The 24087-nt window shown below is 38.8% G+C and carries 24 protein-coding genes; 7 read left to right on the top strand and 17 right to left on the bottom strand.

The genetic code is table 11. The features are described 5' to 3' along the window. Positions 1-78 precede the first annotated feature (78 nt). The 9 genes from FI644_RS13500 to FI644_RS13460 form a co-directional block, all read right to left on the bottom strand. A complete protein-coding gene (locus FI644_RS13500; protein ID WP_053477848.1) occupies positions 79-1350 on the bottom strand; it encodes an MFS transporter in 1272 nt (423 codons plus the stop codon). A 129-nt stretch (positions 1351-1479) separates the two neighbouring features. Continuing rightward, positions 1480-1788 carry a thioredoxin family protein gene (locus FI644_RS13495; RefSeq protein WP_053477761.1) on the bottom strand — a complete coding sequence of 103 codons (309 nt, stop codon included), beginning with the start codon at positions 1786-1788 and terminating at the stop codon, positions 1480-1482. A 6-nt stretch (positions 1789-1794) separates the two neighbouring features. After that, entirely contained in the window at positions 1795-2151 is a 357-nt protein-coding gene (locus tag FI644_RS13490) for a toprim domain-containing protein (protein WP_075209220.1), read from the bottom strand. A 234-nt stretch (positions 2152-2385) separates the two neighbouring features. After that, the gene (locus tag FI644_RS13485; protein ID WP_142108505.1) at positions 2386-2634 is read right to left on the bottom strand and encodes a YusG family protein; all 249 of its coding nucleotides are present in this window, start codon (positions 2632-2634) and stop codon (positions 2386-2388) included. Positions 2635-2729: 95 nt separating this feature from the next. After that, positions 2730-3113: a glycine cleavage system protein GcvH gene (gcvH, locus tag FI644_RS13480; protein WP_053477758.1), complete on the bottom strand. Its 384-nt coding sequence runs from the start codon at positions 3111-3113 to the stop codon at positions 2730-2732. Between the two features lie 69 nt (positions 3114-3182). Continuing rightward, entirely contained in the window at positions 3183-3542 is a 360-nt protein-coding gene (locus FI644_RS13475; protein ID WP_053477757.1) for an arsenate reductase family protein, read from the bottom strand. Positions 3543-3880: 338 nt separating this feature from the next. Beyond that, positions 3881-5665 (bottom strand): acyl-CoA dehydrogenase FadE, encoded by a 1785-nt coding sequence (locus FI644_RS13470; RefSeq protein ID WP_053477756.1) that lies wholly within the window; start codon positions 5663-5665, stop codon positions 3881-3883. 314 nt (positions 5666-5979) lie between these two features. Beyond that, a complete protein-coding gene (locus tag FI644_RS13465; RefSeq protein WP_056686156.1) occupies positions 5980-7155 on the bottom strand; it encodes an acetyl-CoA C-acetyltransferase in 1176 nt (391 codons plus the stop codon). Positions 7156-7211: 56 nt separating this feature from the next. Beyond that, positions 7212-9593: a 3-hydroxyacyl-CoA dehydrogenase/enoyl-CoA hydratase family protein gene (locus FI644_RS13460; RefSeq protein ID WP_053477847.1), complete on the bottom strand. Its 2382-nt coding sequence runs from the start codon at positions 9591-9593 to the stop codon at positions 7212-7214. 215 nt (positions 9594-9808) lie between these two features. Between FI644_RS13460 and FI644_RS13455 the strand changes: the two genes are divergently transcribed. Beyond that, complete coding sequence (locus FI644_RS13455; RefSeq protein ID WP_075209222.1) at positions 9809-9940, top strand: YuzL family protein; 132 nt, start codon at positions 9809-9811, stop codon at positions 9938-9940. Between the two features lie 66 nt (positions 9941-10006). On the opposite strand, the gene FI644_RS13450 is transcribed toward FI644_RS13455, so the two are convergent. The 5 genes from FI644_RS13450 to FI644_RS13430 all read right to left on the bottom strand — a co-directional run bounded on the left by FI644_RS13450 (position 10007) and on the right by FI644_RS13430 (position 14021). After that, a complete protein-coding gene (locus tag FI644_RS13450) occupies positions 10007-10252 on the bottom strand; it encodes a YusU family protein (RefSeq protein WP_053477754.1) in 246 nt (81 codons plus the stop codon). Further along, complete coding sequence (locus tag FI644_RS13445; RefSeq protein ID WP_142108504.1) at positions 10245-11045, bottom strand: IucA/IucC family C-terminal-domain containing protein; 801 nt, start codon at positions 11043-11045, stop codon at positions 10245-10247. The genes FI644_RS13450 and FI644_RS13445 overlap by 8 nt, the downstream gene beginning before the upstream one ends. Continuing rightward, positions 11038-11868, bottom strand: coding sequence for an ABC transporter ATP-binding protein (locus FI644_RS13440; RefSeq protein ID WP_053477752.1), 831 nt, complete (start codon positions 11866-11868; stop codon positions 11038-11040). Before FI644_RS13440 ends, FI644_RS13445 begins: the two co-directional genes overlap by 8 nt. 96 nt (positions 11869-11964) lie before the next feature. Next, positions 11965-13020, bottom strand: coding sequence for a FecCD family ABC transporter permease (locus FI644_RS13435; protein ID WP_056686165.1), 1056 nt, complete (start codon positions 13018-13020; stop codon positions 11965-11967). Then, the gene (locus tag FI644_RS13430; protein ID WP_053477750.1) at positions 13020-14021 is read right to left on the bottom strand and encodes a FecCD family ABC transporter permease; all 1002 of its coding nucleotides are present in this window, start codon (positions 14019-14021) and stop codon (positions 13020-13022) included. Before FI644_RS13430 ends, FI644_RS13435 begins: the two co-directional genes overlap by 1 nt. Positions 14022-14247: 226 nt before the next feature. On the opposite strand from FI644_RS13430, the gene FI644_RS13425 reads away from it, so the two are divergent. The 4 genes from FI644_RS13425 to FI644_RS13410 all read left to right on the top strand — a co-directional run bounded on the left by FI644_RS13425 (position 14248) and on the right by FI644_RS13410 (position 18975). Further along, a complete protein-coding gene (locus tag FI644_RS13425; RefSeq protein ID WP_053477846.1) occupies positions 14248-15174 on the top strand; it encodes an ABC transporter substrate-binding protein in 927 nt (308 codons plus the stop codon). Positions 15175-15307: 133 nt separating this feature from the next. Next, positions 15308-16801: a spore germination protein gene (locus FI644_RS13420; RefSeq protein ID WP_053477749.1), complete on the top strand. Its 1494-nt coding sequence runs from the start codon at positions 15308-15310 to the stop codon at positions 16799-16801. An 18-nt stretch (positions 16802-16819) separates the two neighbouring features. Further along, a complete protein-coding gene (locus FI644_RS13415; protein WP_053477748.1) occupies positions 16820-17911 on the top strand; it encodes a GerAB/ArcD/ProY family transporter in 1092 nt (363 codons plus the stop codon). Next, a complete protein-coding gene (locus tag FI644_RS13410) occupies positions 17908-18975 on the top strand; it encodes a Ger(x)C family spore germination protein (protein WP_053477747.1) in 1068 nt (355 codons plus the stop codon). Before FI644_RS13415 ends, FI644_RS13410 begins: the two co-directional genes overlap by 4 nt. A gap of 28 nt (positions 18976-19003) precedes the next feature. On the opposite strand, the gene FI644_RS13405 is transcribed toward FI644_RS13410, so the two are convergent. The 3 genes from FI644_RS13405 to FI644_RS13395 form a co-directional block, all read right to left on the bottom strand. Beyond that, complete coding sequence (locus tag FI644_RS13405; RefSeq protein WP_142108503.1) at positions 19004-20179, bottom strand: FtsW/RodA/SpoVE family cell cycle protein; 1176 nt, start codon at positions 20177-20179, stop codon at positions 19004-19006. Between the two features lie 142 nt (positions 20180-20321). Continuing rightward, entirely contained in the window at positions 20322-21086 is a 765-nt protein-coding gene (locus FI644_RS13400) for a DUF4931 domain-containing protein (RefSeq protein ID WP_056686170.1), read from the bottom strand. Between the two features lie 152 nt (positions 21087-21238). After that, complete coding sequence (locus tag FI644_RS13395) at positions 21239-21988, bottom strand: FixH family protein (protein ID WP_056686174.1); 750 nt, start codon at positions 21986-21988, stop codon at positions 21239-21241. 221 nt (positions 21989-22209) lie between these two features. On the opposite strand from FI644_RS13395, the gene FI644_RS13390 reads away from it, so the two are divergent. Together FI644_RS13390 and FI644_RS13385 are read left to right on the top strand one after the other, a co-directional pair. After that, the gene (locus FI644_RS13390) at positions 22210-23145 is read left to right on the top strand and encodes a substrate-binding domain-containing protein (protein ID WP_246066940.1); all 936 of its coding nucleotides are present in this window, start codon (positions 22210-22212) and stop codon (positions 23143-23145) included. Next, on the top strand, positions 23142-24011 hold the full coding sequence (locus FI644_RS13385) for an ABC transporter substrate-binding protein (protein ID WP_142108502.1): 870 nt from the start codon (positions 23142-23144) through the stop codon (positions 24009-24011). Before FI644_RS13390 ends, FI644_RS13385 begins: the two co-directional genes overlap by 4 nt. Positions 24012-24087: the final 76 nt, after the last annotated feature.

Below are 24087 nucleotides of genomic sequence, written 5' to 3'. Positions count from 1 at the left end.
TCACTAAAGATTCCTGCATGATTCGTTCGACATTAACTATGGAACATTTCCTGAGAAATATGTCATTTAATTTATTTTTCAGACCGTTTTTGCCACTTTAACAGCTGAGTTTGTCTTATTATAGTTTCGAAAGACGATAAAGAAGTACACAGATCCTACCAAGTATAAAGAGGCAGTAATAGTAAATACGACTGCATACCCCCAGTATGCACCGTATTTTATGACAATCCCCGTGGATACAGGTCCCATGATGGCCCATCCTAAATTAAAAACCATCTGGTTAACCGAATTTGCCAACCCCTTCATCGAATCTCCAACCTTCGACATCATTAGTGACATTTGAATTGGATTTCCAGCATTCATAAGGGCTTGCCGGAATAAAAAGCCGATTGCTGCCAGCCAAAGACTTTCCGTATATGCTGTCATTAGCAGAAACGGCAAGGAGGATAGTTGAAGGATAACAACCGCCTTCACTTCACCAAACTTCCTAACAACCATTGGTCCAATAATCATTGCAATTGCCGTTGCCGCTTGGCCCATTGAAATGATCAAGCCGATTGCTGAATTAGAAGCTGAAAAACGATCAGCAAAATATAAATTTAAATATGGAATGACTAATCCGGCACCGACACCAATTAACAGCTGCGCGAATGCAAATAGAAAGATAATTTTTACATGCTCATTTTTATTAAAAATGGGTTTTACTGAAACGGTTTTCTTGTCCCTTCTGTTCTTTCTCGGATCACGTTGTTCATTAAATTTTGTAACTGGAATAATGCCTATTAGGAAGATAATGCTTCCAATCAGCAGGGTAAAACGAATACTATTTAATTCTGTTGTCATTATGGAAAATAAATCAGTTAATATGCCGCCGCCTAAGTTTCCAATGACATTTGCCCCTGTCATGACAGCAAAATGAATACTAAATAAATGAACCCTTTGTTCAGGCTTTGAATTTTCTGCTAGCCAAGGAATCCCCGAAACCTGAAAGAAAGCAGTCGCCAAGCCAGTTGCAAAAGCAGCTAGTACTAATAAGGATTGAGCTTCGATTACACTTCTAGATAGTAAGACAAGTCCGGTTGCTGCAGCCCCATATAGCATCGCTTTTCTTCTTCCAATTCGATCACTGAAGACACCTGCCGGTACGAGTGCGATAGCTGTCGCAAGCGCGGTCATCGATATCACTTGCCCGTTAATTTGCTCATTATAGCCTAATTCCCTGATATAGAAATTATAAATAACCATAAAGATGCCAAAGCCGATTTGCGTAAAGATATTTGCCATAAACGCTAGCCGAATATTGCGATTATACCCTTTAATTTGGCTGGCCCATTCTTGATAAAACGCCATTTTCACACCTGCTCCACCAATATTTCGCATCCCTAAATATAATAATCCCTCAAGGAAGGTTTTGTAAATATATTAGTTCGAGAATTTCGAAAATAAAAAAAAGAGTTAGGTGTTTGCCACCTAACTCTTTTAGATCAAGCTCTTTATTTTGTTTAATAAATATGGAACCGACTGAAAAGCATACACTTTTTCTTCAAGCATTCCATTTTTAAAAATAAGCAAGCATGGAACGCTTTCGATCTCCCACTTTTCGGCTACATCTGGCATATAATTTAAATCCGTTTTTCCAATTGGGAGATTTGGCAAAAGCTCCTTTATTACCGTCATCATTTTCCCTGCCACCTGGCAGGTTCCACATAATGGAGTGTATAAGTAAATCAAGCTTACCTGATCTCCTGCTAATGCCTCACTTATCATTTTCCGTGACCATTCCTGCAAAACAAATCATCCTCTATCTAAAAACTCCATATTTACATCAATATTGGCACCCAATAACACAGTTGCTAAATGGTGCTCAGGTGCGGTTGCTACTTCCCGATACATCCGGTCAATATACAGATGCTCAGCTTCCGGAAATTCTCTTTTAAATTGTTTCCGAAGCTTTTCACCTGCATCATCTGCATCAACCAAAATAAATACATCCTTATCAAGCAGCATTTCAATTAACTCATCAAGCTTAGTCAGGCTGATGGTTCCATTTGTACAAATAATCTCGACAGGCTCACTTACGATTGCTTTCACCTTTCTTTTATCCGAAGTACCCTCTACAATAATAACCTTCTCTGGAAATGTTTCATTCATATTCATCACCTGAACCTGAGTTGGAGTTTTGGGATAAGCCTAATATGTTAGAAAGCAAAATCCAATTGATATGTGTAACTTTATCATACCATATTCAATATTCGAGATAATGGTGTTCAACTCCTGCTAAGTAAAAATACTATAGTAAATAGGCTTACTCTTATTCATCCATTATATCCATTCATCTCAGCTAAATAAAATAAATAAACAGCGGAAACGTTCCCGCTGTTCATACTAACACCAGCCACCCTCGTCGCAATCTGTATAACATGCTTGCGGACTTTCTGTCGTTGTTACATGCTGGTAAATCTTTTGCCTATCTGTTTCAAAATGATGGTCCATCTGAATGGCAGGCTCTTGAGGCAGACGAATACTCCCTATTCTTTCATTTTCTAAATATAGTTCAATTTCTCCATCCTTCAACTTTCCAACCACACGATCTGTAATATCAATTTTATTATTCTTTAATACCACAATAACCATCCTCTCTCGTTCTATTGGTTATAGTGTTTCCCTTTCTAAAGAAATAAAAAAACCAAATAAAGGGAGGTACCGCATATGCAGCACCTCCCATTTTATTAGTCTTCTTTAACCATTTCTTCGTATTGTTCTGCAGTCATTAAGTTATCAATTTCACCTGCATCAGATGGTTCAACTACAATCATCCATGCTTTCTCGTATGGAGATTCATTAACAAATTCAGGGCTGTCGCTTAAATCCTCGTTAATAGCAACAACTTTTCCGCTGATTGGTGCATAAAGCTCAGATACCGTTTTAACTGATTCTACACTTCCAAATGGCTCGTCTGCAGAAACGATGTCTCCTACCTCTGGAAGCTCAACGAAAACGATGTCTCCAAGCTCAGATTGAGCAAAGTCAGTAATCCCAATACGAACCTGCTCACCTTCTGTTTTTACCCACTCATGCTCTTCTGAATAACGTAATTCCTTTGGTGTGTTCATTCCAAATCCCTCCATTTTTTTATTTCAAACTATGATCGTAGTATCGATCTCTTTTCCATCATGGCAATCTTACGCAAGCCATGTTTTTTCATAATCCTCTTCCTTAAAGCCAACCGTCACTTTATTCCCATCCGTTAAAATCGGACGTTTAATAAGCATTCCGTCGGATGCCAAAAGATTAAGCAGCTCATCATCTGTTGATGATTTAACTTGATCTTTTAAGCCGAGCTCACGGTACTTCTGACCGCTTGTATTAAAGAACTTCTTAATTTCTAAGCCGCTTTTTTCATACAAGTTTCTTAAGGAGTCAGCAGAAGGCGGATTATCTGCAATATGTATTGCTTCATAAGCTAAATTATGGTCATCGAGCCATTTCTTAGCTTTTCGGCATGTCCCGCATTTCGGGTACCAATAAAAAGTTAGACTCACTGTCCCACCACCTAGATTATCATGTCCCATTTTAAAAATAAAGGAACTGTCTTTAAATAAATACTATCATAATTATAGTATATTTCATAACGGATGACTCCAGATGATAATTCGACAAAATTCTCTTTTATCCTTCTATTTACACGAAGATTTTTAGGAAAAAATGCAGGATGTTAATTCTATCGAGTAACTTTTTGAGTTTATCTAGCATCTATTCCATTTTATCGGGCATTCTTTTGTATTTATCTAGCTGCTAATCAATTTTATCTAGCATTTTATTAATACCGCATTCAAAAGCTCCCTCCATTAATGAAGGGAGCCGCATTTTTATAAAATAATTATAGAACAAATTTCTCTGCATCAATTAGTTTTTCTGATGCTTCACGCTTCTTCGCAATTACGTTAATTGGTGTATGGCGAGTAAATTTACGTAAAGATGAAAGCATCATACGCAGTGTATCGCCAGATTCAACAGCAACAAGTGTTTCCTTCGCATCTTGTTCAATTTTGTTGAATGCTTCTTGACAGAAGATTTGTGTATAAAGAAGCTTTTGTTTGCTCTTTTCCACCCCTTCTTTTTCAATTGCTTTTTCCGTACGAAGAACAGCTGATTCCATTGCATATGCATTAGAAACGATGTCGGCAATATTCACTAATACCTCTTGCTCTTGGTCTAATGCTTTGCCGTATTTTTGAGCAGCTAAGCCTGCAGCAAGCAAGCCAATTTTCTTCGCATTCCTCACTAAATATTTTTCTTGAGCTAATGGAGCATCACCAGGCTCTTCTGGCATCATCATCATAAGCTCTTCCTGCAGCGCCATTGCTTTTTCGAATAATGGAAGCTCACCTTTAAATGCTTTACGCATGAATGTGCCAGGTACTAATAAGCGGTTAATTTCATTTGTTCCTTCGAAAATACGGTTAATACGGGAATCACGGTAAGCACGTGCGATTTCATATTCTTCCATGAAGCCGTAGCCGCCATGCAATTGAACACCTTCGTCAACAACATAATCAAGGACTTCCGTATTAAAGAATTTACCTAAAGAACATTCAATCGCATATTCAGCAATTGATTGGGCTACTGCTTTACCCGTTTTTGCTTCTTCATCAGAAAGCTTACTCATACGATCCTCGAACAAACCAACTGTACGATAGATGGCACTTTCTGCTGCATATGTTTTTGAAGCCATTGTAGATAGCTTCTCTTTTGTTAAGTTAAAAGAAGAGATTGGTGTTTTAAATTGTTGACGCTGATTTGTATATGGAATGGTAATTTCCAATGCACGTTTTGAAGCACCAAGTGCACCAACTCCTAATTTGTAACGGCCAATATTTAAAATGTTAAAAGCAATGATATGTCCGCGGCCGATTTCCCCAAGCAAGTTCTCAACCGGAACTTCTGCATCTTGAAGAATTAATGTTCGAGTGGATGAACTCTTGATTCCCATTTTCTCCTCTTCAGCACCAGTTGAAACGCCAGGGAATTCCTTTTCAACAATGAAAGCAGAGAATTTATCACCATCAATTTTTGCATAAACAACGAATACATCAGCAAAGCCTGCGTTTGTAATCCATTGCTTTTCGCCATTTAATACATAATGCGTTCCAGCTGCATTTAATTTTGCTACTGTTTTTGCCCCTAACGCATCGGATCCAGAGCTAGGCTCAGTTAATGCATAAGCAGCAATTTTTTCACCTGTCGCTAAAGCAGGAAGATATTTTTGCTTTTGTTCTTCATTTCCGAAAAGGACAATTGGTAAAGAGCCGATACCAACATGTGCGCCATGTGTAATCGAGAATCCGCCAGCAATAGACATTTTTTCAGCGATTAATGCTGAACTCACTTTATCTAAGCCAAGACCGCCATATTCTTCTGGGACATCCACACCTAATAGTCCAAGTTCCCCAGCCTGCTGCAATAATTTTACCGAACGTTCAAATTCATGCTTTTCTAAATATGGAACTTGCGGCAAAACTTCGTTTACAACATAGTCTTCTGTTGTTTTCGCAATCATTTTATGTTCATCAGTATAATCCTCTGGAGTAAACACTTGCTCATACGTTACATCTTCAATTAAAAAGCTTCCGCCTTTAATAATATTATCTGTATTGTTAGTCATTTTTTCTTCCTCCATTCTGTTATAAGAGGAACCGCGAATGGCTCCCGTTTTTAGGCCGTTTCACAAACAATGTTGCAAATTAAAACATAGTTGGTTAAAGGTTGACTTCTGCTCCAGGATGCTCGCTTTCCGCGGGGTGGGCGGTGAGCCTCCTCGTCGCTCACGCTCCTGTGGGGTCTCACCTGTCCCACACTTCCCGCAGGAGTCTCGCACCTTCCGCTCCAGTCAACCAAACTTTTTTTCCAAAAGTGTCAATTCACACATCTGGGTCAAAAGCTGTTATCTTTTAAAAAAGAGTATTTATTTATAAATATTTAAAGTAATTCAAATACCCCAGCAGCACCCATTCCGCCGCCGATACACATCGTAACTACTCCAAATTGCTGATTCTGGCGCTTCATCTCATGAATTAGGGATAAAGTAAGTTTTGCGCCTGTACATCCCAGCGGGTGGCCAAGTGCAATCGCTCCACCGTTTACATTAACCTTTTCTTCATCAAGACCAAGCTCACGAATAATCTGGATCGATTGTGAGGCAAACGCTTCATTTAACTCAAATAAGCCAATATCAGAAAGCTCCAATCCTGCAAGCTTAAGCGCTTTTGGAATGGCAACAATCGGTCCAATTCCCATTACTTCAGGTGGCACACCACCAACAGCAAAGGATCTGAACTTTGCCATTGGCTTCAAGCCTGTCGACTCTGCCTTTTCACGATCCATGACCATAACAGCTGCAGCTCCATCACTTGTTTGTGAAGAATTTCCTGCTGTTACTGAACCCGTCACTGAAAATGCCGGACGGAGCTTTGCAAGTGCTTCTACAGTTGAGTTCGCACGAACCCCTTCATCCTGGCTAAATTGAATGGTCTTTTCCACCAATTTATAATCTTTGCCAACAGATCTCAAAGTTACATCTACCGGCACAATTTCATCGGCAAACTTTCCCTCTGCAATCGCTTTAGCCGCTTTTTGATGGCTTCTTACAGCAAAAGCATCTTGATCCTCACGTGAGATTCCATACTTTTTTGCAACTTCCTCTGCTGTATGCCCCATTCCCATATAATATTCCGGAGCTGTTTCAGCCAGCTTCGCATTTGGACGAGTCACATGCCCCATCATTGGTACAAGGCTCATTGATTCAGCTCCACCTGCAATGATTGTATCTGCATGGCCGATCATAATTTTTTCAGCAGCATAGGCAATGGCATTTAACCCTGAAGAACAATAACGATTAATTGTAATAGCTGGAACCGTGTATGGCAGACCAGCCAATGCCCCAATATTACGGGCCATATTTAACCCTTGCTCTGCTTCAGGCATCGCACAGCCAATAATTAAATCATCGATATTGCCTTCATAATTCCCTGCACGCTTTAACGTTTCTTGAACGACAAGGGCACCTAAATCATCCGGTCTTACATTTGCTAATGTGCCTTTTTTTGCTTTGCCGACCGGAGTACGAGCACCTGCAACGATTACCGCTTCTCTCATTTCGTTCCCTCTCTTTCCTACTGCGCCAAAATTAATTCTCTAACTCTATCAAGCTATTAATTGCGTAACGGTTTTCCTTTCAACAGCATATGCTGCATACGCTGTTGTGATTTCGGATCAGCAACAAGGCTTAGGAATGCTTCTCTCTCTAAATCTAACAAGTATTGTTCATCCACTTCCGTGCCATAAGGTACTTTCCCACCTGCAATAACATAGGCAAGCTTCTTCGCAATTTTTAAATCATGTTCAGAAATATAACCGGAATACATCATGGCTTGTGCACCTAGAAGCAGAGTTGCATAGCCTGTTTCTCCGACAACCGGTATTTTCTTACGAACCGGAGACTTATAGCCGTTTTCATAGAGTGAAAGAACAGCTTGCTTCGCATCATAAAGCTGATGGTCGCCATTAACACTAATACCGTCAGCAAAGTTTAAGAAGTTATTATCACGCGCTTCTTCTCCAGAAGTAGAAACCTTCGCCATCGCAATGGATTCAAATACTTTATTCGCCACTTTTTGAAGGTCGAATTCTACCCCGCTTGGCATGGAGTTAAGATGCTTTATATAAAGCTCCTTGTTTCCGCCACCGCCAGGGATAAGACCTACACCTACTTCAACTAGACCCATATAAGTTTCACTAGCTGCCTGAATATGTGCAGTAGGAAGACAAACCTCTGAGCCTCCGCCAAGCGTCATACCAAATGGTGCTGCAACCACAGGTTTAGAACTGTATTTGATTTTCATCATACCTTGCTGGAAGTGACGAACAACCATATCAAGCTCGTAAATATTGTCATCCTGTGCTTCCATTAAGATCATCGCTAAGTTTGCACCAACACTGAAGTTCTTTCCTTGGTTGCCGATGACAAGTCCCTTATAATTTTTTTCCACTTCATCAACAGCAAAGTTAATCATTTGAATGATATCTAAACCTAGCGCATTACTCTTAGAGTGGAATTCAAGAAGTGCTACACCATCACCGAGGTCAATAAGGCTTGCACCGCTATTCTTTTTTATAACACCATGTTTCTTTTTCAGGCGCTTTAAGTTAATAACCTTTGGGTTTTCTTGGATTTGCATATATTCGCCGTTGTCATAGAAGAATAAGTCCCCGTCCTCTTCTTTGTAGAAAGAAGTGAATCCTTTTTCGATCATCTCTTTAATCCAAGCTGGAACTTCAAGGCCTGCTTCTTCCATTTTCTTAACTGATTTTTCTAGGCCGATCGCATCCCATGATTCAAATGGACCTAGCTCCCAGCCGAATCCCCATTTCATCGCACGGTCGATTGCAACCACATCATCGGCAATATCACCGAGCAATTGTGCTGAATAAATGAGCACTGGACTTAATATATTCCATAATAAATGGCCTGCACGGTCATCAGCGTAAACAAGCGCTTTCATTTTGTTTGCCGTGCCTTTTTCCTGCTTGCTTAACTCAGTTGCAGCTGTTTTCAGCTTTTTGCGCGGACCATATTCTAAACTTTGCGGATCCAGCTCTAGTATTTCTTTCCCTTGTTTCAAAAAGAACCCTTGCCCTGACTTACTTCCAAGCCATCCTTTGTCAAGCATCGCCTTCATGAATGCCGGAACTTCAAACACTTCCTTTTCTTTACCATCAACCTGCTCATATACGTTATTTGCTACGTGAGCAAAAGTATCAAGACCAACAACATCAAGTGTTCTGAAGGTAGCACTTTTCGGGCGGCCAATCATTGGACCTGTAATGGAATCTACTTCCCCAACACTGTAGCCGCCTTTAAGCATTTCTTGAACAGTGACCAGTAGTCCATACGTTCCAATCCGGTTAGCGATGAAGTTAGGTGTATCCTTTGCTTCAACAACCCCTTTGCCAAGGACATCTTCTCCAAATTGCTTCATGAAAGATAGAACAGCTGGGTTTGTATGTTTCGTAGGAATCACTTCTAATAGCTTTAAATAACGCGGTGGATTGAAGAAATGTGTTCCAAGGAAATGTTCTTGGAAATCTTCAGACCGTCCTTCCGCCATCGCTTCTACAGAAATTCCGGAGGTATTAGAGCTAATGATGCTGCCCTTCTTACGATATTGGTCTACTTTTTCAAAAACTTGTTTTTTAATATTGAGGTTTTCAACAACGACCTCAATAACCCAATCTACATCCTTTAGGCGCTCCATATCATCATCAAAATTTCCTGCTTCGATTAATGCGAGATTCTTTTTAGAAGTAAGCGGTGCCGGCTTTTGCTTTAATAACTTTTGTTTTCCTGATTCGCTTATGCGATTGCGGACTGCTTTATCCTCAAGGGTTAATCCCTTTGTTTTTTCTGCATCCGTTAATTCCCGAGGTACAATATCCAATAATAAAGTTGGAATTCCAATGTTTGCTAAGTGGGCAGCAATGCCTGAGCCCATGACACCAGATCCAAGAACTGCAGCTTTCTTAATTTGCTGGATCAACTTCTTTTCCCCCTTTTGCCATTTTGAATGAATACTCATTCATTTTTCTGTCAAAAAAAATTGCTCGAATGAGTCCTGTTATCTATAACTATAAAATATTTGAAAAATTTACGCAATCATTTCCTAACTGAAATTAGGAAATTTTTAAAAAATTATTATTGTAAATTTGTTTCTCTTATTTTGGATAGGCTAAAAGTGGAGGTGAAGAGTGAATGGCACGAAGAAAGAAGAACCCTTCCAAAGCAGGGGTTAGCGCAGCTAGTGTAAAAGGAGACGCTGGACCAACAGTTGAGGCAGATGGCGGCGGAAAGGTGAACAGCCAAAATAATCAATATAAGAAATAATAAAAGAACTTGTCATAAAAGCCGTTCCTGTGAATTTAGGAAACGGCTTTTATGATTACAATAATATTATTTTTTATTTCTATATTGTTCATTAAGGGCTTTAATTTCTGCAATCAGCTTTCTCATATCTTCCTTCGCATCAGGATATGTACTGTTCCAATGTTGAACAAGCGGAGGCATCGTTTTAGCAATATGAGAATAGAGAACCCATGCATGAACTTGCTCCTTCAGCTCCGGACTCGTTTCACCAAACAGCAGCTCTGTATACTTTTCTAACAATCCATCCATTTGTACCTTCAATTCCTCATTCATCCGATTGCTCATCCCTTCTTTGCATTTCACTCGGAAGTACTTCACAAACCTGCGGGCATGATGTACAGCGTTTCTTCGATCTTGTTAAGTAAGAATAACAGCAAGTATTTCTCGGTCTAACCTCTTTTTCATATTCTTCTATATATATACGCTCATTATAATATTTCTTTAGCGGATTTTCGTTATAGCCGCCAAATAATGAACCAGGAGCCTGAAAAAGAAGATATTGAAAGTCTTCCTTTGAACGAAGAATAACTTCCTCAGTCAATTCTTCCCTTTGTAAAATGGTTTCATATAACCAAAAAATATATATGGAGATATTTTCCCATAGTATTAATTTGGATACTTTCGTTACTCTTGAAAGGCAATCAAAAATTGGATATAGATGGTTATTGAATAAGGAATGCACGCATGTTTCTCGCCATTTTTCTCGATTTTCTATCAATGTTTCCATATGAAAGTCATTAAAGTAAAAGTTGGGCAGCCATAATTCGTCTTGTTCATCTGTTTCAAACGAGACATTCTCGAAAGAAATATTGAGCTTCGCATTTTTCAAAGTCATTGTATATAAATAAGCAACCGCAAGAAGTGCATATCGTTTTATAAATATGGATGCAGTTACTTTATCATTTGCAGCACCAATATGTTTGCCAAGCTGTCTAAGGTATTGTCTCATTGATTGTTCGTCAAGGAGGTTGTCTATTTGCACCGAAAGCGCTGATGAATTTCTATTAGTTGTTACACGAAACTGCTTAAGTTCACTTCTCTGGTAGTCGGAAAGTATATTACCCATTCCTAGAAAGCCTTTCCTGCTTTAAGATACAACGTCCCTTTCCATAAGGAATACATAATGGTGTCCCAAATAGAGGATCAACCGTAACCTCACATTCCATTTCAAACACATTTTTCACCAAACTGCAATTTATGACAACCTCTGGTTTTCCTTGAGCATAGATCTTTTGATCTTTAATCGCAACAACGTTATGCGCATAGCGACAAGCAAGGTTTAAATCATGCAGCACCATCACAATCGTTCTTTGCTCTTTTTCATTTAGCTCAAACAATAAATCGAGTATTTCAATTTGATGGGTCATGTCCAAATAGGTTGTCGGTTCATCAAGAAGGATTGTATCTGTATCTTGAGCAAGCGTCATTGCGATCCAAGCTCGTTGCCGCTGTCCGCCTGAGAGCGAATCCACGGCTCTATCTTTTAATTTCATAAGCCCAGTTGCTTCTAATGCATTATTCACCTTTTCTTCATCTTCAGATGTCCATTGTTTTAGCCATGTTTGATAGGGATATCTTCCCTGCTTGACAAGTTGAAGCACCGTTAATCCTTCTGGCGCAGAAGGTGATTGTGGAAGAATCGCCATTTTTCTCGCTACATCTTTCGTCGATAACTTGGCAATAGCTTCCCCATCCAATAACACTGCACCTGATTTAGGCTTAAGGAGACGAGCAATAGAGCGAAGTAAAGTTGATTTCCCACAGCCATTTCCACCGATAAAAACAGTGATTTCCCCTTTAGGAATTTCCAAATCAAGCTCATTTATGATTGTGGTGTCCCCATATGACAGTGTTAATTGTTTTGTTGAAATCGCTTGGTTTGTATTCATCGTCTGCCCTCTCCTTTTTGCAGTTTCATATTTTAATTAACAACTTTTCTATTTTTTCTAGTAGCTTCATTTTTTTATCATTCATCAAAAATATTTTTACCCATTTCTTGTTTTAAAAAGAAGGTAAATAAAGTATGGTGCACCTATGCTGGCTGTAAATACACCTGCAGGAATCTCAAGCGGAGAAAACAGTGTCCGACCGATCAAATCGGCGATCATCACAAGAATTCCACCGATTAATGCTGATGCTGGAAGCAGTGCCCCGAAAGAGGATCCTACCAGCCTTCTAGCCATATGGGGTGCCATTAAGCCAACAAAGCCAATTCCCCCAGCAAATGCTACTGAACCACCGATTAAAGCGGTGCTAACCATAAGAAGAAGAAATCTATATCGTTGAACATTGCTTCCTACTCCAGTGGCAATATCGTCACCAAGTTCCTGGATATTTATATTTCTAGCTAATATGAATGCCACAACACACAATACTAAAATCCACGGAACTAATATAGCTACATTACTCCAGTTTGATCCGTACACGGTACCTGTAATCCAAATATTCGCTTGACTCGCTTGATAGATTGGACCTAGAAGCATCATAAGTGTAGTCAATGCTTTCATTAAGCTGTAAATGCCAATTCCAATCAAAACTAAACGAATCGGTGAAACGCCATCCTTCCATGACAGGAAGTAAACAAGAAATGCAATGATAGTCGCTCCAGCAAAAGCCGCGACCGGAAGCCATTGGATACTCACAGTTAAAGCATTGCTTTCATCACTAAAAATAGCTAAGAAGCCAACAACTGCTACGGATGCCCCGCCTGTAATCCCTAAAATATCCGGAGAAGCGAGCGGATTCCGTATAATTCCTTGAAGAATTCCACCTGCTACCGCCAGACCGATTCCAACCATTAATGACACGATAATTCTTGGTAAACGGAAAGATTGGACAACAAGCTGTTCCATATCTGAGCCGCCTCCAAAGAAAACTTTCACTACATTTATTGGGCTAATCCTCATCTCACCAGTTCCTGTACTAAAGATGAATACACCAGCCATAACGAGTAATAATAAGATAACAACTGTTAACGCTTTTCGATCAACTAAAAAAGAAACTTTCTCTTTAAAAACACGAAAATTTTGATATTTCCTCATTATTTATTGAACCCCTTTCTTGCGATATATACAAAAAAAGGAGTTCCGATAACAGCTGTCATTACACCAACCGGCACTTCCTGCGGCATAATAATAAACCGAGAAGCAGTGTCAGCTATAAGAAGCAGCATTCCGCCAAAGAGAGCTGAAAATGGAATCACCCAGCGGTGGTCAATTCCTACAACTGCACGTGTGATATGGGGGATGACAATTCCTATAAAAGCAATTGGACCTGCTACCGCTACTGCTCCTCCAGATAAAAGGACGATAATCAGCCCGGACCATATCTTTAGCATGCCAGTCTTTAATCCCAGACCCTTTGCAACATCTTCACCCATTGATAGGATATTTAGCTTATTAGAAATGAGCAGGGCTAAGCCCCATCCTATTATTAAGTATGGAAGAACAGAAAGAAGAGTTTCCAGCTTACGACCAGATACAGAACCGGCTAACCAGAAGAGAACCTGTTCAAGTGCCGTTTCATTAATGACAAGAAATCCCTGAGTCATCGATGCAAACATAGCACTCATAGCCGCTCCTGCTAATGTTAGCTTCATCGGGGTTAACCCATCCCTGCCAATAGATCCAATAATATAAACAAGAATAAAAGAAACAGCTGCCCCAAGAAAAGAAATCCATGTAAAAACCTGAAGATTGCTCAAAGAAAAGAGTGTAACAGTTATGACAACCGCAAAACCAGCACCAGCATTAATCCCAAAAATCTCAGGTGCTGCCAGTGGATTTTTCGTTATTGTTTGTAATAAGACACCTGCAATTGCTAGGCTTGCTCCAACTGCAGCAGCAATAAGCGCTCGAGGCAGCCTGACTGATTGGATAATGAGATGTTCATTTGACCCATCAAAGGATGTAAATGCATCAATCGCCATCTTCCAGGTTGTATCTGTATAGCCATATACAATACTTACACACATTAATAGTAATAAGAGGATCACAGCAAACAATAAGCCGCTCCATTTTTGCAAATTTGATTTTAATAACATAGCGAAACCGTTCCTATCTAAAAATAAATGTATTCCCTTTCTCAAGTCTATTAGAAGGAAAACTACATGTCAATGAGTTTGAAAATCATTTTCAATTAAATGATTGACATATTTGCGAAGGGAAATTATGATAAATTAGTAATTGAAAATCATTATCATCGGTATAATGAATTAGGAGGTTCCAACATTGAAAAACATTAAATTTTTAGTAGCTATTATTTCGATTATGTCCCTGCTCCTATTAGCAGCATGTGGAAATAATAATGATGAAAAAGCAGAAAAGAATAACGATAAAAATACTGCTGGGGATTCAGGCTACACAGTTGAACATGCGATGGGTTCAACCACAATTAAAGATACACCCAAGAAAGTCGTTATTCTAACAAATGAAGGTACAGAGGCACTTCTAGCTCTTGACGTAAAACCGGTCGGAGCCGTTCAATCATGGACAGGTGACCCATGGTATCCGCATATTGCTGATGAGCTAACAGATGTTCAGGTTGTTGGTACAGAGAGTGAAGTGAATGTAGAGGCGATTGCAGGACTTCAACCAGATTTAATCATCGGAAACAAAATCCGTCAGGAAAAAATATATGAACAGCTAAGTAAAATTGCCCCAACTGTATTCGCAGAAACACTACGTGGAGACTGGCAAGAAAATTTCAAACTATATGCCAAAGCATTAAATAAGGAAGAAGAAGGGCAAAAGGTCATTGATAACTACAATCAGAGGATTGCAGATTTAAAAGAGAAACTAGGAGATAAAGTCAATCAAAAAATATCTATGGTCCGCTTTATAGCTGGGGACGTCCGAATCTACCATAAAGATACCTTCTCTGGCGTAATATTAGACCAAATCGGCTTTGCCCGTCCTGAAAGTCAAAATGTTGATGACTTCGCAGAAACAAATGCAACGAAAGAACGAATCCCAGCAATGGAGGGAGACGTACTTTTCTACTTTACTTACGAAACAGGTGACGGTGAAGCAAGCAATCTTGAAAAGGAATGGCTTGACGATCCATTATTCAAAAATTTAAACGTTGTTAAAGAAGGAAAAATCCAGAAAGTAGATGACATCATTTGGAATACTGCTGGCGGAGTAAAGGCTGCAAACTTAATGCTAGATGATATCGAGAAATACTTTCTAAAATAATGATAATCCTGCCCGCAGATACTGCGGGCTCTTTTTTATTTTCATTTATTCTCCTATCTTTTTTGGGTACGATTCATAACTTTTCCAATTACGGTAACAATAATTGTAATGCCAAAACTGACGGTGATCATGAATGAAAAGATGGTTAAATAAAAAACAAAATGAAACGAAACCAAATAAAGCAGACTGGGAAAAAACATTAGAAAAGTCGAATGACTTTACCAGATCTAATTATATAAATCAAAAGAGTAATGTTCACTTTTGCCTTACCTTCATAGCTACATTAGTAGATGAGCAAATCATCCAACAAGGCGTCCTCCCCTATTTATTAGAAGGAGAGCTGAAAACGCTTGAGGATATTAAAAAGACTGTACCATCCGCTGATGTAGAAATATCTAATGATCAAACGGTAATTGATAAAAAAATACTCAATGGGTATATTATGCTGACAATTGATTCTGAACCAGAGCATTTTGCATTTATTGCAACCCAAAAAGAGATTGTCCGCAGCTTAAGTCCTCCTGAAATCGAGTTCTCTGTCATTGGACCAAAAGAGGCATTCGTTGAATCCCTAGGACAAAATTTAAACTTAATTAGGAAGCGATTGCCTGTAAAAGAGCTAATTATCGAGGAATACACCCTAGGCAGCTTATCACAAACAAAGGTTGCTGTCTTATATATGGAAGGGATTACAAACGAAGATAATATAAATACAGTAAAACAGCGAATAAGTGAGGTTGAATTTGATGCAATTACGGATAGTTCCTATATCGTTCAGTTAATTAGCGATAATTCCAACTCTCCTTTTCCGCAATTATTAGATACAGAACGTCCCGACAGGATTGCAGGCATTTTAGCTGAGGGGAAAATTGCGATTGTTGTTGACGGTTCACCGCATGTTCTGATTGCACCAACCACTTTAATTGAATTCTTCAGTTCATTTGAGGATTACTTTTTAAATTGGATATTAGCTTCCTTTTTCAGATTAATAAGGGGATGTGCAGTATTATTCTCCTTACTCGTTACGCCCATTTATGTCGCAGTTCTTTCTTATCATTATGAATTAATTCCAAAAGATTTATTAGGAACCCTCGTTACTTCAAGGAGACAAATTCCATTGCCTCCAATACTTGAAGCTTTATTTCTTGAATTGACGATTGAACTCTTAAGAGAAGCGGGAGCAAGGCTCCCGACAAAAGTCGGACAGACTATCGGTATCGTTGGAGGAATTGTAATCGGGACAGCATCTGTTGAGGCAGGGTTAACAAGTAATGTTCTTCTTATTATTGTCGCCCTAGCCGCGCTCGCTTCCTTTACAACACCCGTATATAAAATGGGCAACACGATCCGTCTATTGCGCTTCCCCTTTCTCATTTTCGCAGAGCTTTGGGGTTTACTTGGCATTGTATTCGCCTTCTGTATTATGCTAACCCATTTAATTCGCCTGACTTCCTTAGGACGGCCCTTTTTAGAGCCATTTTACCCGCCTAGGGCAACAGACTTAAAGGATGCTTTTATCAGACTTCCATTTAATAAACAAACACTGCGTCCACTTTTTTTAAGAACAAAAAATCGCACCCGTTACAATAAAAAGAAAGCGACGGAAAAGAAGGATATTGATGAATAGGCTTGGAGGTGACACATAATGCCTAATCTGCCAATTGAGGATAGATTTAAGATATCTCCATTTCTTGTGTTCTATATGATCACTTCGATGCAAATTGGAATTGGCGTTCTCGGATATCAGCGGCTGATTGCTCAATATGCTAATGAAGATGCATGGATATCGGTTCTAATCGCTGGGTCATTAATCCATATTATTGTCTGGATGATGTACAAAATTATGGAAACGGTTGATGGTGACCTCGTCACTGCACATATATACGTAGCAGGAAATTTTATTGGGAAGCTTTTAAGCACGTTTTTTGTTTTTTATTTTTTCACCTATTCTTTAACCATCCTGCGCTCCTATCTTGAGGTCATCCAAGTTTGGATGTTTCCAACGATGAGCATTTTCTGGTTTACGCTAGCTTATTTGCTTCTCTGTATCTACATCATTTATGGAGGATTCCGAACAGTGGTAGGCATTGCCTTTTTCGGCATTGTGTTACCTGCCTATTTATTTCTTATATTTGGATTCAATTTAAAGTTTGCCAATTTTGAACATCTATTGCCCATATTGGATAACTCCTTTAAAGATATCTTATTGGGGTCCTATCATATGTCGCTCACCTTCATTGGGTTCGAAATTGTTTTATTCTTTTATCCATTCATTAAGAACCCGCAAAAGTCAAAAAAATGGGCACATCTAGCTATATTGACAACAACTCTTCTATACACGGGATTAATGATGTTGACACTCTCTTTTTTTTCAGAAGAACAGCTGAGAAAATCCATATGGGCAACATTGACAATGTGGAAAATTGTACAAATGCCATTTGTTGAACGCTTTGAATATATTGGCATCGCTACATGGAGTTTAGTCATTCTTCCGAACTTTTGTATTTCTTTATGGGTTGCCTCAAGACTGCTAAAAAGAATATTTAATTTACAGCAGAAAAAAGGAGTTTTTTTAATCTCCATTACCAATTTAATTGTGATTAATTTTATTGATACACGCGAACAAGTAGGACTTATCAATGATTACACAGGAAAAGCAGGATTCATCTTTACCTTTCTCTACATCCCCCTCTTGCTTGTTATGGTCTTAATTGTTAAGAAGGTGAAAAAAAAATGAAAAAACTATTCTTTATCCCTATCTTTTTGATGTTATTTACTACTGGTTGTGTCCCAAAATCGATTATAGATGATATTAATATTGAAGCTGCTTCTGCATTCGATGAACTCGAAGATGATACATTTATTGGCACCGTCCTTATTCAAGAATACCTTCCTGATCAATCAACAGAGAATAAGACGTTTACAGCAACAGCAAATTTAAGAAGAGATCTTCTTTTAAACATCCAAAGACAATCTTCCGAACCCCTTCACCTTGGCGGATTAATGGTGACCATTTTTGGTGATAAGCTTGCTGATAGAGGTATTATAGATTTCGTTGATAACTATCAGAGAGATCCCAGCATTGGTGCAAGAAATTTCCTAGCAACATCGTCAGGGAGTGCTTTGCAAATTTTAAAAGGGGAATACGGTCCACGCGGAAACTCAGACTATCTGAATAACCTGATTGAACATAATATGAGGTATAGGGATCTTCCAGAAACAAACCTACACATCTTTATACGAGATTATTATACAAAAGGAAAGGATCCATACCTTCCAGAATTACGCCAAATAAATAACAAAGAAGTAGAAATTAGTGGATTAAGTCTATTTAAAAAGGATCGGGAAGTCCATGTCCTGCCAACAGAGAAAATGTTTTTCTTTAAACTGCTTGCAGATAGGCATAGCAATGGCAGTTTTAAAGTGGATTTAGGAATAGACAAAGAAGCAGAAATTAAAAGTATCGCTTCCAAACGTAAAATAAAACTATCAAAAAAATACCCTTCTCAAGTAGTGATTCATATCAAAATAAAAGGGGTAATCCCAGAATATACCGGTGATAAAATCACACCACAAATCGTGAAAGAAGTAGAGAAGGCACTCGAAAAAGAGGTAAATAAAGAATGCTTAAGTTTAGTAAAACAATTTCAAGAACAGGGTATTGACCCCATTGGTTTCGGCTTTTATCATAGAAAACAAATTAGAGGCTATGACTTTAAAAAGTGGGAAGAGGATTATAAGAGACTAACCTTTAAGATCAAAACAGATGTGAATATTGTAGAAACTGGCGTAGTTGAATAAGAGCGGAGCCTGCTTTAGGCGCCGCTCTTTAATCATTGTTTGAGAACATATATTTTTTATGATGATAACTGATTGAAAAGATTAAACTCATTGCTAGCATATTCCCCATCAAAGAGCTGCCGCCGTAGCTGATAAATGGCAGCGGAATACCTGTAATCGGCAGCAAGCCGATGGTCATTCCAATATTTTGAAAAACGTGAAAGGTAATCATGCTAATAACACCTATACAAATGTAAGTATAGAAATTATTTTTTGTTTCCATCCCCACCCTCGTAATATGATAAATGAGTAAGAAGAACAAACTAACTAAAATGCTTGCCCCAATAAAACCAAATTCTTCGCCAACAATGCTGAAAATGAAGTCAGTATGACTCTCCGGTAAATAAACTTCCCTCGTTCCATAGCCTTTTCCAGTTGTTTCTCCTGAACCAATGGCAAGAAGAGATCTCGTTAATTGAAACCCTGTCGAACTCTGATAATTATAAGGATCGATCCATGAGTAGATCCTGGCGAATTGATATTCCTTTACGCCTAGATATTTCTCTAAAATATCAGGCTGCCAGAGTACAAAATAGAAAATAACAGAGATCAGGGTAATACCTGTGCAGAAAATAGGTGCAAGCAGTTTCCACGTAATGCCGGAAATAAAAATCATTCCGAGCATGATGGCAATGAACACGAGACCCGTTCCAAGATCCGGCTGCTGCATTACTAGTAAAAGCGGCAGCATCGTGAATAGCCCGATTTTCACGAGCAGCCAAAGATCCGTTTGTATTGTTTTAATCCGATTCTTTTGATGATGATCATCAATGACCTTCGCAAGCGCCAGAATGATAAAAACTTTAACAAGCTCGGATGGCTGGAGCGACCCCATGCCAGGCACCCTGAACCATGCCTTTGCCCCATTGATGACAGGGGCGATACCGCTTGGAGCTACAATTAAAAAACCGAGCAGGAATAATCCAAAGCCATACGCATACCAAGATATTTTTTTTAGCTGATCTGAATCCAATGTGATGACTGCTGCGATAATGCCTGTGCCTACCATATACCAAACTATTTGCTTTAAGAGAAAATTCTCTTTATATTGTCCTGTCGTCTGGGCACTATAAATCGAAATGCAGCTAACCAAAAATAATAAAAATAAGATTAATATTAACCCAAAATCAAGCCGAGGGGGTGATGCTGTTTTATTTGAAGTCATATCGTTCTCCCGTTAATAAAAGATCATAAAAAGACGGGTCCAGCTATGGACTCTCTCCTTTGTCCAAAGTTCAATTATATTTTTTACAGGAGCAAATCTCAACTATGAAAATGTGAATGGTGATAATTTCTAATCAACATTTTTATTTTCTGAAATATTTCTCCTGAACGTCATTTCTCATCCATTCTATATTATTTGGAACTTGCGGGATAAAATACCCAATGAATAACGGGGTTGTAATAAATCTCGGAACAATTTTTGCATAAATTTGCCCATTCCATTCGTAAAAAAATAAATTATAGCTGCTGCAGCTAAAAGGAAAGGCATGCAAAATATAATGGGCGGCTGTTTGAATATAAATAGCAAATGCTTGAATATCTTGAATATCCCCTAGCTTCACATTAAACTCATAGAAGCCCACTCTTGGAGCGGTAGAAATCGAAAATATCGTCCCATTCTTCTCAGCGATTGTTATTCCCTCAAAATCACTCGCTTGAACCTTTTCTTGATAATTTAGATGGTTTAATCCAATAATTTGCATATGAGGATGTGCGATCGTTCCTCCGGATAATGGACCATGATTTTTGAAGAATATGACCGATTGAAATTCACCAGATTGTGTCATTCCTAGCCAATGGGTTAAACCAAAACGAATCAGCTTTAGTAAATGTTCCTCTGGATACATAGATAGTTCCCCATCACATTGATCCGTTTCTATCAAAACGGTTTGATACGTATCTTCTAAAACAGGAAATTTATTTTTTAATAAAATAATTGGACCGTCAACTGCTATTAAATCTGTCAGCTGATCTCTTGCACAAAAAGGGCAGCTTTGCTCTTTATTGCGAATACTATTCGGCTTCTGTCTGCCAATGCCAGTATTAAAGTGTAAATGTGTATTCGTCATTTTCCCCCACCTGCTTTTCTATCTGTCTAACTTTATTTTAAAACTATGTGGAAGAATTGGCGAGAAGAAAGCTTTTATAGCTTGATTGAAAAATGTTTGTCAGGCACATAGATGCAGAAAAAAACGCACCATAAGATGCGCTTTTTCTCTATTTATTCAACTGTTACTTCAACCTCTGTATGTTCATGAAGTCCAGCATCATTTTGAACATGAATTGTTATTGTATATGTTCCGCCAGAAGGGAATTGGTAATCAGATTTATATTCTCCATCAGTCGCTTCCTCCATATCTACCCAAGCTGGATTCGAACCTTGCTGTGTAATTTCTAATCGAACCCTTGCATCTGTAAGAGGGCTATCATCTTTTTCCAAAAGAACAGCCAACGGAGTTTGACCTTTTGCTTTGATTACTTCCGGCTTTTCTAACTGAATTTCAACTTCTCCATGATGGTGATGCCCCTCTTCAGCTGCATCTTCGCTATGCTCATGTAGACCTTCCTCAACTTTGCCAATCTGGATTGTCTCCGTTGGCATTGTATGCATGTCTCTTGCAGTTACATGGGATTGAACGTGATAGAGTCCATCTTCTAAAAATGTATAGGTAATCGTATACTTGCCATTCTCAGAATGCTTGGCTTCTACCTTTTCACTTGCATCCTTTTTGCCTTCCTTCCAAATTTCAAATTTCACTTCACTCGCATCTTCAACTGGTTTCTTTCCCTGTGAAACCGTTACAGCAATAGCAACTTCTGCATTCGGCTCTCCTTTTTCGGGCAATTCGATTACCGCATCGATTGGTGCCGGAGCTTCTTCTTTCTTTCCGCTTGTATGATCTTCACTTGTTTGCCCACACCCTGCTAAAAATATAAAGGCCATAAAAATGGCAAAGATTGTTTTTTTCAAGTTAATTCCTTCTTTCTTTTTAAATGACTATCTTTACTAACGTAACTATACATGGGAGTTGTGTTAAAAGAATGAAATAGACGCTATTAGTCCTCTAAACATTTTGAACAAATTGTGACAACATCATACAAAAGTCAACAAAACTTGATAAAACATAACATAAATCACAGTGGATTATCCATAAATTCTGTATTTTATTAAAGGAGCAAGGGAGGGTGATTATGATACACGAAAAGACTTATACGCCAGATGAAATTGCAAAAATGTTTAAGATTTCCAAAAATACGGTTTATGAGCTGATTAAACGCGGAGAGCTCCATGCTTTTAAAGTGGGAAATAAAATGAGGGTTGTGGAAAGTGAGATTAATAGATTTAAGGATGCTGGCAGACCATCTCCTGCTCTTGAATCAGCAAACACTCCCTTTCAAGAGCAGTTATTACATATTGCAGGCAGCCACGATTTTTTAATTGAACAGCTCATCAAGTATATAACGGGCCAATCACCTGCACTCACCATTCAGCCAACCTATATCGGAAGTCTCGAAGGCTTAATGATGCTTTACAAAGGAAACTGTGACATCGCGGCAATGCATTTGTTAGATCCTACATCAAAAGAATATAATCTCCCTTTTATCCGGCAGCTCTTCATTCATGAAAGAATTACCGTATTGCGGCTTGCGGGAAGAGAGCAAGGCTTAATTACTGCAAAGGGAAATCCGAAAGGCATTCTTAGCATTAAAGACCTTACGAGGAAAAATATTCGTTTTGTGAATCGTCAAAAGGGTGCAGGAACCCGCTTTCTATTTGACTCACTGTTAGCAGATGAAAATATTAATCCTTTTGATATTGTCGGCTATGAACTTGAGGAATGGAATCATTTAGCGACTGCTTCCTATATTAGCGGTGGAATAGCAGACGCAACTTTTGGCATTCGTTCTGCTGCAAATAAGCTGGATTTACACTTTATTCCGATCGCAAAGGAAAAATTTGATCTCGTGCTCAGATGGACGAATAAGAACGAGAATGCAATGGAGCACTTAATCGATATTCTGCAGCTGACCGATTTTAAAGAAAGCATCAGCAGCAATGAAGGCTATGACGGTTCAGAGCTAGGACAAATCATGTATGAAACAAAAGTTTGGAGGAAAACGAAATGAAGTTAAAACAAATTTTCTCACTCAGTTTGATCGCAATGCTCATTTTCATGATGACAGCATGCTCAAATTCGACAGATGAGACAAGCAGCAAACAAGAAGAACAGCCAAAAGCAGCTGAAGAGGTTAAGGATTTAATATTAGCAACAACGACAAGCACCCAGGATAGCGGCTTGCTTGATGTATTAATTCCAATGTTTGAAGAAGAAAGTAATACAAATGTACAGCCGATTGCAGTTGGTACGGGGCAAGCGTTAGAAATGGGAAAAAAGGGAGAGGCTGATGTGCTTCTTGTTCACGCACCCGATTCAGAACAAGAGCTTGTTGACAGTGGAGATGCCATCAATCGGAAACGTGTCATGTACAATGATTTCATTCTCGTTGGTCCGGCTAATGATCCAGCAGGTATAAAAGGAATGGAAGTAGGAGAAGCATTCCAAAAGCTATTTAATGATGGAGCTGTCTTCATTTCTAGAGGAGATGATTCCGGCACACATAAAAAAGAGTTAGATATTTGGAAGTCACTTGAACTTACACCTGGGGATAATACTAGCTATGCAGAAACGGGACAAGGAATGGGTAATACCCTTCAAGTAGCTGCTGAAAAACAAGGATATGTCATTACTGATCGAGCAACATACTTAGCACAAAAGGAAAGCTTAGATTTAGAAATCCTTGTTGAAGGCGATGAAGACTTGTTAAATATTTACCATGTGATGCAGATAAACCCTGAGAAGCATGACAAAGTATTTAGTGAAGGCGCAGAAAAGTTTGTTGATTTCATGATCAATGAAGAAACACAAAAAGTCATCGAAGAATTCGGCCAAGAAGAATATGGCGAACCCCTATTCTTCCCATACACAGAATAGGGTGCAAGAAACCAACCGTGTACAAATTTACTAGTTTTGTCCACTTGGTGTAGACACATGTTAGAAAGCTGGAATG

Source organism: Cytobacillus solani (genome assembly GCF_006704205.1).
GTDB classification, from domain to species: domain Bacteria; phylum Bacillota; class Bacilli; order Bacillales; family Cytobacillaceae; genus Cytobacillus; species Cytobacillus solani.
The sequence above is the reverse complement of the archived record's forward strand: the minus strand, read 5'-3'. Positions and strand labels throughout refer to the sequence as shown.